1 pseudogene is annotated in these 283 nt (G+C 30.7%); it reads right to left on the reverse strand.

What is annotated here, in order from left to right:
• Positions 1-217: pseudogene (locus ACSG5Z_RS32160) on the reverse strand (hypothetical protein); the annotation flags it as partial.
• Between the last annotated feature and the right edge of the window lie 66 nt (positions 218-283).

The raw sequence follows: 283 nt of genomic DNA on the forward strand, positions 1-283 counted from the left end.
TAAATGTAGACATATACTTATTAGAAATATAGCCAATAAGCAAAAAAAGAAGGCCTATTAGAATAATAATCGGGATGATAATAACGGAATGTGTGTCAGTTTTTTCTTGAATTACGACTATTGATTGCCACGTTATAGCAGCAGAAATAATTAGACATAGTACTAATAAGCACGTTACAAAAAATATAGTTAGCTTTAGGGGGAAGGTACGTTGCATTACTAAAAACTCCTTATCAAACTGTATGTTTATTTTAAAACGAAATCCCTTTACACGCTAAATAGC

The sequence above is a fragment of the Bacillus pretiosus genome, assembly GCF_051294775.1.
GTDB classification, from domain to species: domain Bacteria; phylum Bacillota; class Bacilli; order Bacillales; family Bacillaceae_G; genus Bacillus_A; species Bacillus_A wiedmannii.